This is a genomic window from Corallococcus sp. CA047B, from assembly GCF_003612065.1.
Lineage (GTDB): Bacteria > Myxococcota > Myxococcia > Myxococcales > Myxococcaceae > Corallococcus > Corallococcus praedator.
Map to the genome: position 1 here is coordinate 1 of NZ_RAWD01000409.1, position 7,041 is coordinate 7,041.

Annotated in this window: 8 protein-coding genes; 5 read left to right on the forward strand and 3 right to left on the reverse strand. The window is 70.2% G+C overall.

Annotated features, from left to right (window positions below; all coding sequences use genetic code 11):
* A partial coding sequence (locus tag D7X74_RS37275) for a DUF2256 domain-containing protein (protein ID WP_147446823.1) occupies window positions 1-226 on the reverse strand: 226 nt, incomplete at its 3' end.
* Window positions 227-365: 139 nt separating this feature from the next.
* Between D7X74_RS37275 and D7X74_RS37280 the strand changes: the two genes are divergently transcribed.
* The 5 genes from D7X74_RS37280 (at window position 366) to D7X74_RS37300 (ending at window position 4,324) form a co-directional block, all read left to right on the forward strand.
* Window positions 366-752, forward strand: a complete 387-nt coding sequence (locus tag D7X74_RS37280) for a BlaI/MecI/CopY family transcriptional regulator (RefSeq protein WP_120537741.1) — start codon at window positions 366-368, stop codon at window positions 750-752.
* Window positions 749-2,458: a M56 family metallopeptidase gene (locus D7X74_RS37285; RefSeq protein ID WP_120537742.1), complete on the forward strand. Its 1,710-nt coding sequence runs from the start codon at window positions 749-751 to the stop codon at window positions 2,456-2,458. The genes D7X74_RS37280 and D7X74_RS37285 overlap by 4 nt, the downstream gene beginning before the upstream one ends.
* A 93-nt stretch (window positions 2,459-2,551) precedes the next feature.
* A complete protein-coding gene (locus D7X74_RS37290) occupies window positions 2,552-3,442 on the forward strand; it encodes a 4-hydroxy-3-methylbut-2-enyl diphosphate reductase (protein WP_120537743.1) in 891 nt (296 codons plus the stop codon).
* 61 nt (window positions 3,443-3,503) lie between these two features.
* Window positions 3,504-3,842, forward strand: coding sequence for a helix-turn-helix transcriptional regulator (locus D7X74_RS37295; RefSeq protein WP_120537744.1), 339 nt, complete (start codon window positions 3,504-3,506; stop codon window positions 3,840-3,842).
* On the forward strand, window positions 3,839-4,324 hold the full coding sequence (locus D7X74_RS37300; RefSeq protein WP_120537745.1) for an SRPBCC family protein: 486 nt from the start codon (window positions 3,839-3,841) through the stop codon (window positions 4,322-4,324). The genes D7X74_RS37295 and D7X74_RS37300 overlap by 4 nt, the downstream gene beginning before the upstream one ends.
* Window positions 4,325-4,335: 11 nt before the next feature.
* On the opposite strand, the gene D7X74_RS37305 is transcribed toward D7X74_RS37300, so the two are convergent.
* The gene (locus D7X74_RS37305) at window positions 4,336-4,572 is read right to left on the reverse strand and encodes a YkgJ family cysteine cluster protein (RefSeq protein WP_233602423.1); all 237 of its coding nucleotides are present in this window, start codon (window positions 4,570-4,572) and stop codon (window positions 4,336-4,338) included.
* 65 nt (window positions 4,573-4,637) lie between these two features.
* Window positions 4,638-6,881, reverse strand: a complete 2,244-nt coding sequence (locus D7X74_RS37310; protein WP_120537746.1) for a protein-arginine deiminase family protein — start codon at window positions 6,879-6,881, stop codon at window positions 4,638-4,640.
* Between the last annotated feature and the right edge of the window lie 160 nt (window positions 6,882-7,041).

Consider the following 7,041-nt stretch of genomic DNA (forward strand, 5'->3'; position numbering starts at 1 on the left):
CGCCCACCGCGCGAGCGACCTCGGAAGGGCACACCGTGGCCCCGCCCGCCCGCCGGGCCAGCAGCTCCAGGATGAGCGCTTCCAGCGGGGAATCACGCGCCTGGGTCCGCTTCCCCCGGCACGCGTCCGAGCAGTAACGCACCTGCTCCCAGTCGCGGGCCCACTTCCTGCGCCAGGTGATGGCGCGGCCGCAGACGGCACAGGGCTTGGGGGGAGGTGGCGCCATGCACTTCGTCCGATGCCGGCCCCCGCGCCGGGTTTCAACCGCGACCGGCGCAAGGACGCCGCGAACTACGAAGACCTTCGTTGACATCTACGAAGTCATTCGTATATCCAGTCCGTATCGCTGAAGGAGTGAGGGAGCCATGAGTCGAGCAAAGCTGCCACGCCCCACGGATGCCGAGCTGGCCATCCTGCGGGTGCTGTGGGACCGGGGCGCCAGTACGGTGCGCGAGGTGCACGAGACGCTGCAGGATGGGAGCGGCTACACCACGGTGCTGAAGACGATGCAGATCATGACGGAGAAGGGGCTGGTGATGCGGGATGAGGCGCAGCGCGCGCACGTCTACAGCGCCCGCGTGCCGCGTGAGAACACCCAGCGGCAGCTCGTCACCGACCTGGTGGACCGCGTGTTCGGCGGCTCCCCGGCGCGGCTGGCCCTACAGGCCCTGTCCACGAAGAAGACGTCCCCCGAGGAGCTGGCGGAGCTGCGCCAGTTGCTGGATTCGCTGGAGAAGGAGTCGGAATCATGAACGGTCTCATCCTGGAATCGGTAGGCTGGGCGCTCGTGCACCTGCTGTGGCAGGGCGTGCTCGTCGCGGTGGCGCTGGCCCTGGCGCTGCGGTGGGTGGGCGGTCGCTCGGCGAACCTGCGCTATGCGCTGGCGTGTGGTGCCCTGGGCATCATGCTCGCGCTGCCGGTGGCCACCGCGTGGCGGCACGCCTCCCGTGCTCCGGACGCGCGGCCCGCGCGGACGACGGCGTTCGTCGCGCGAACCGCCGCGCCCTTCATGAACACGGTGGCCCTCCCGAGCACCGGGTCCACGCCGTGGCGGTCCCCGTCTCCGGCCGGAACGGAGGCGAGGCCTCCGCTGGAGCAGGTGTTCCAGCAGGTGGGTGAGCACCTGCCCTGGCTGGTGCTGGCGTGGGGGATGGGCGTGGCGGCTTCGTCGCTGCGGCTGATGAAGGGTTGGTTCCTGCTGCGCCAGCAGGTCCACGCGGCGGTGCACGCGTCGTTGGAATGGCAGGAGCGGCTGGAGGCGATGGCGCGCCGGCTGGGGCTCACGCGGCCGGTGCGGCTGCTGGTGTCGTCGAAGCTGGAGGTGCCGTCCACGCTGGGCTGGTTGAGGCCCGTGGTGCTGGTCCCCACCGCCACGCTCACGGGGCTCGCGGTGCGGGAGCTGGAGATGGTGCTGGCCCACGAGCTGGCGCACATCCGCCGGCACGACTTCGCGGTGAACGTGGTGCAGACCCTGGTGGAGACGCTGCTCTTCTACCACCCGGTCGTGTGGTGGATGTCCCAGGTCATCCGCGTGGAGCGGGAGAACTGCTGTGACGACCTCGCCGTGCGGCAGGGCCCCGGTGCGATTCCGTATGCCCGTGCGCTCACCGCGCTGGAAGCACTGCGGTCGCAGGGGACGGGGGCCGCGGGCCCTGCCCTGTCCGCGCTGGGAGGCTCGTTGACGGACCGCGTGCGGCGGCTGGTGGTGGCGCCCCCGTCGCGGTGCTCGTCTCGCCTGGCCGCGGGGGTCTCCATCGTCACGCTGGCCAGCAGCCTCGCGGTGGCGGTGCCCCTCACCGCGCTCGCCGTGCAGCCCGTGAAGGTGGCGGAAGTGAAGGTCGCGCCCGTCCACGCCACTCCGGTCGTCGAGCTCAACGCCGCTCCAGCCGTTCGCGCCGCACCGGAGGCGGATGACGCGACCACCCGCGTGGGCGAAGGCCCCCTCACGGTGGATCAGTTGGTGTCCCTGAAGGTCGCGGGCGTCACCCCGGAGGTCGTCTCCCAGGTCACCGCCATGGGCTACGCGCCCACGGTGGAGACGCTGGTCCAGTTCGGCCACGCGGGCATCACGCCGGAGTACGCGAAGGCCATGGCGGCCCGCTTCGGCAAGCCCATCCCCTCCGAGCTGCTGGTGGGCATGAAGCACCTGGGCGTCACCCCGGAGTGGCTGGAGCAGATGGCAAGCCTGGGCTTCCAGCAGACGGATCCGGAGCAGCTGCTCGCGGCGAAGGCCCTGGGCCTGGACGCGGCCTGGCTGAACGACCTGAAGTCCGCCGGCTTCACGGGCCTGGACCTGGACACGGCCGTGGAGCTGCGCGCCCTGGGCGTCACCTCCGAGTACATCCACGAGCTGGAAGCCGCGGGCCTGAAGCCCGCCTCCGTGGATGAGTTGCGGCGCCTGCGCGCCGGTGGCGTGGACGCGGACTTCATCCGCCGCATGCGCCAGCCCAAGAAGTAACGCCCCTTCCCCCTTCACCACACGGCCCCAACCCGCGCGCTCCCTTTCGAGCGCGTGGGCGGGCCGCGCCTTGCCCGAAAAGGAGTCGCCGTCATGACGTCCCGCCTGTCGCCGTGGCTCACCGTGTTCATGGTGCTCTTCGCCCTCCCCGTTCTCGCCGAAGGTGCCTCGGAGTCCGGCGCCTGGGTCGGCACGGTGCGCGAGCAGGAGTTGCACCTGTCGCTGCACCCGAAGGACCGACCTGGATCGAACCACGGCTTCTCCACGCCGCTCGCCTCCTTCCAGGGACTGTCCACGAAGGAAGGCAGCAGCGCCCCCTTCCAGTTGGTGCGCGAAGCCGGCACCTTCGCCTTCGAGGGCCGCTTCGGAGCGCAGCAGGGCACGGGCACCTGGCGCTTCACCCCCAACGCCGCCTACGTGAAGGCGCTGTCGGAGCTGGGCATCCCCAAGCCGGACGCGCAGGAGCAGCTCACGCTGGCCACGGTCGACGTGGGCCCCGCGCGCGTCAAGGCCCTGGCCGCCGCGGGCTACCGCGTGGGCTCGGTGGACGACCTGCTCCAGGTGGGCATCTTCAACGTCACCCCGGAGTACGTGCGGGCGCTCGCCGCGGCGGGCTACCCCAAGCTGTCGCTGGACGAAGTCGTCCAGAGCCGCATCCACGGCGTGACGCCCGAACGCATCCAGGCCCTGGCCGCCGCGGGCTTCAAGGGCCTGGAGCTGGAGACGCTCCTGTCCATGAGCATCCACGGCGTGACGCCGGACTTCATCCGTGAGATGCGCGGCCTGGGCTTCAAGGACCTGAAGGCCGACGAGCTCGTGGGAATGCGCATCCACGGCGTCACCCCCGCCTTCGTCAACGAGATGCGCGGCCTGGGCTACACGAACGCCAGCGCGGAGGACCTGATGCAGCTGCGCATCCACGGCATCGACTCCGTGTTCGTCCGCTCGCTGTCCAGGGACGCGGGCACGCCGCGCAAGCCGTAGCCCGCCCCAGCGCCCCACGCGGCCTTGACCCAGGCCATCCCAGGGATTATCACTGAACCAAATGGTTCAGTCTTCATCCCACCTCGATCGCTCCTTCGGGGCGCTGTCGGACCCGACGCGCCGGGCCATCCTGATGCGCCTCGGGAAGTCCGAGGCGTCTTCGATGGGAAGCCTCTCCGAGCACTTCGAGATGACGCTCACCGGGCTGCAGAAGCACGTGCGCGTCCTCGAGGAGGCGGGCCTCGTCACGACCGAGAAGGTGGGGCGCGTGAGGCACTGCCGGCTGGGTCCCCGGAAGCTCGAGGACGTGGCGAAGTGGATGACCGCGTACCGGACCCTGCTGGAGCAACGCCTGGATCACCTCGAGGACTTCCTCGAGCGCACGAAAGGAACGCCATGAGCCCCGCCGCGAAGCCATCCCCCGCCACGGTGACCCAACCGTCCGACCGGGAGGTCCGCACCGAGCGCATCTTCAACGCGACCCGTGAGCGCGTGTGGAAGGCCATGACCGACCCCGCGCTCGTGGCCCAGTGGTGGGGCCGGGGCAACACGCTGGTCATCGAGCGCCTGGAGGTCCAGCGCGGAGGCCATTGGCGCTTCGTCGAACACACGCCCGACGGGCAGCATGGCTTCGAGGGGCGCTTCCGCGAGGTGACGCCCCCGGAGCGCATGGTGCGGACCTTCGAGTGGGACGGCATGCCCGGCCACGTCATCGTGGAGTCGACGATGCTGGAGGACCTGGGCGACGGGCGTACGAAGGTCATCACCCTCTCGCTGTTCCACACGACCGAAGAGCGCGACGGCATGGTCCAGTCCGGCATGACCGAGGGCATGAACCAGAGCTACGTGGCGCTCGACAAGGTGCTCGCGGCGCTGGGCTGAGCGGCCCGGCGTCAGCCTCCGTCCGGGGAGGGGGCTTGCGCGAACCCCTCGAAGAGCGGACGCGTGGCGCCGCCCAGTCGCGCCACCGCGTCCTCCAGCGCGTCCTGGTTGGCCCAGAGGACGTCCGCGTCCCCGTGCAGGGCCAGCGGCCGGTGCGCGTAGACGCGACACGCGCCTGGTTCGCGGTCCAACAGCGGACAGGTGTAGGGCCGTGCGCCCTCCCGGCCCTGGCCTGTTCGCGCGAACAAGAGGCTCGCGCGGACCTTCCCTTCCATACCGCGGGGCCCGCGGACCTTCAGCCGGCCCGTGTGCATCAGAGCAGCTGGCGCACCAGCGGGAGCGAGCTGGGCCGGAGCGTATGCAGCGGCGGCAGCAGGCCCAGGGCGTCCTCGGGCGCGAACTCCCACCAGCGCTTGAGGGTCAGCCCCCGCCGGGTGTTGGTGGCGCAATGCACCTCGCCGCCCTTGTCGTGGTACGCGCGCCAGTTGTCGAGGGTGTGGGCCGTGAGGCCGTGCTTGCGGAACAGGCTCTTCACGTAGACCTCGAACAGGTCGAACGTGCCATGCGCGGGCACGTCCAGGACCCGGTCGATTCCGTGGGGCACCAGCAGCTGGCCGTACGGACCGCTCTGGACCTTGTTCGCATGGAGCATGGGGCCGAAGGGCTTCGCCATGATGCAGTGCCGCTCCAGCACGAGCATGTTCACCATGTTCGCGGTCAGGGTCGCCAGCCCCTTCATCTTGCCCTGCCGGTAGAGCACGGGGATGCGGAGGATCTGCTCGTCTCGCAGGCCGATGTCCCTCTTCAACTGATCAACCAACTTCTGGAGCTGCTCATCCGCGCGCTTGTTGAAGGCGATGACGCTCGCGAGCGTGGGCACCTCTGAAATTCCCCGGGGGAATCCTCCCCCCATGCCCTCGAACGAGACCGAGGAGGGCATCGCGCCCGGGCGACGGACCGACGACAGTGACCCCAGACCGGGGTGAGGCCTGCGCTGCACCGGCATCGGTTCCCTGCGCGGAGGCATCATCATGTTCGGCATCCCGGTGGGGCGGCGGGCGCCCCCTCCTCCCATGCCGTCCTTGAAGAACGCGGCGACCGTGGTCTGGATGGGCTCCTCGAAGCCCTCGCCTTCGACGCCCTGAACCGACCTTCCCTCGAGCAGCACCGCGTTCGGTTCGGCCTTCAGCACGCCCTCCAACAGCGTCAGGGCCAGCAGGGGGCTGGGCAGGCAGAGCTTCCAGCCTCCGTCCTCCGCGGGAACGAACGAGAGGATTTCATCGACATGGCCGACATCCAGCCAGCCGGTGTCGATGACGATGGGGGCCTGGACCCGCTGCGCCTTCAGGAAGGCCTGGACGTTCGGATCCAACCGGCGCCGCGCCCCGGCGCCGTCGCCGTAGTAGATGCGGCCGAACGGGAAGTTGCGCCCCTTGTGGTCCATCACCGGCGGCGTGACCTCCAGGTTGCCAAGCTTGTTCATGTCGCTCTCGGCCTCGGCGGCGAAGCCGAAGAAGCCGACGCCGGGGCCCCGTCCCCGCTGAGCGAAGTGGTTGATCAACCCGACCCTCCGCGAGGCACCGAGGATGGCGTGGAGGCCGTGCGTGGGAAGGTTGGAGCTTCCAAACTCCAGGCTGTCCTGCCCCCAGCGGTCTCCGTCGATGCAGGGCAGCTCCACCAGGGACAGCCCCAGCCGGGTCTCGACGATGGCCTTCAGCGTGCTCCGGAACGCGGTGTTGTCGAACCGGGGCGTCGTGCCCGCGACCACGTAGACCGTCTGGGGCGGCTCCAGGTGGTGCTGCATCATCCAGGGCGCGACGCGCACCCGGGCCCGCTGCACCACGGTTCCCTCGGGCGCACTCGTGGTCAGCACGAGGACGATGTCGTGCTCGTCCGGCGTGAGGTCGAACCGGAGGGCCTCCATGCCCAGGCGCAGGACGGGCCGGGAGAGGTCCAACCGGCACGTGTGCCCATTGCGCGGCCCGATGAGGGCCCGGGCCCCCGCCGAGATTCCGTCGAAGATGCGGATCCGCTGGATGTCCCTCGGGTTCTCCAGCGACAGGGTGCACGTCGCATCAGGGCGGTGCGCACCGTCGCGCCGGACCTCCAGCGGCGCGATGTCCAGCGCGTCGTCCCCTCCGTTGATCACCTCGTCGCTGTTGTCCGCGCGCTGGGGGATGGCCCCATCCGCATCCAGGTTGCAGAGGATGATGGCGCCCTTCTTGCCCGGCCCCACGCCCCAATCCCACCGGTCGAGCCCCTCCGACGTCAGGGTGCCATCGCGGTCCGCATCCAGGAACAGTCGCGCGACCGCCTGCGGCCCCACGCGCAGGACGAGCGTGGTCCCGTCAGCGAGGGGCTGCGCCGCCACGTGCCCCGCGACGCGCGTCTCGCCCCGGAAGACCTCGAACGTCGCCACGTCGGGGACGTGCGTGAAGGTGACCTCGCCCTCCGCGTTCGTCTGGAGGCGCTCAGCCGTCTGCACGAGGACGACCCGCAGACCGGGCACCGGGTCGTACTGGGAGTCGATGAGCTGGACGGTGACTCGCCTGGGCATGGCTTCTCCTGGAAACACGGTGAGTCTGGAACGCCGGAAATCCCCAGGCTACGGGCGTTGGACGCATCCCGGCAAACGCCCAGCCCACGAAGGTGGGCCGCGGTTCGCGGCCTCCCGGGTCATTGGGCGCTCGTGGCCGGCTTGCTAGAATCCCCGCCTC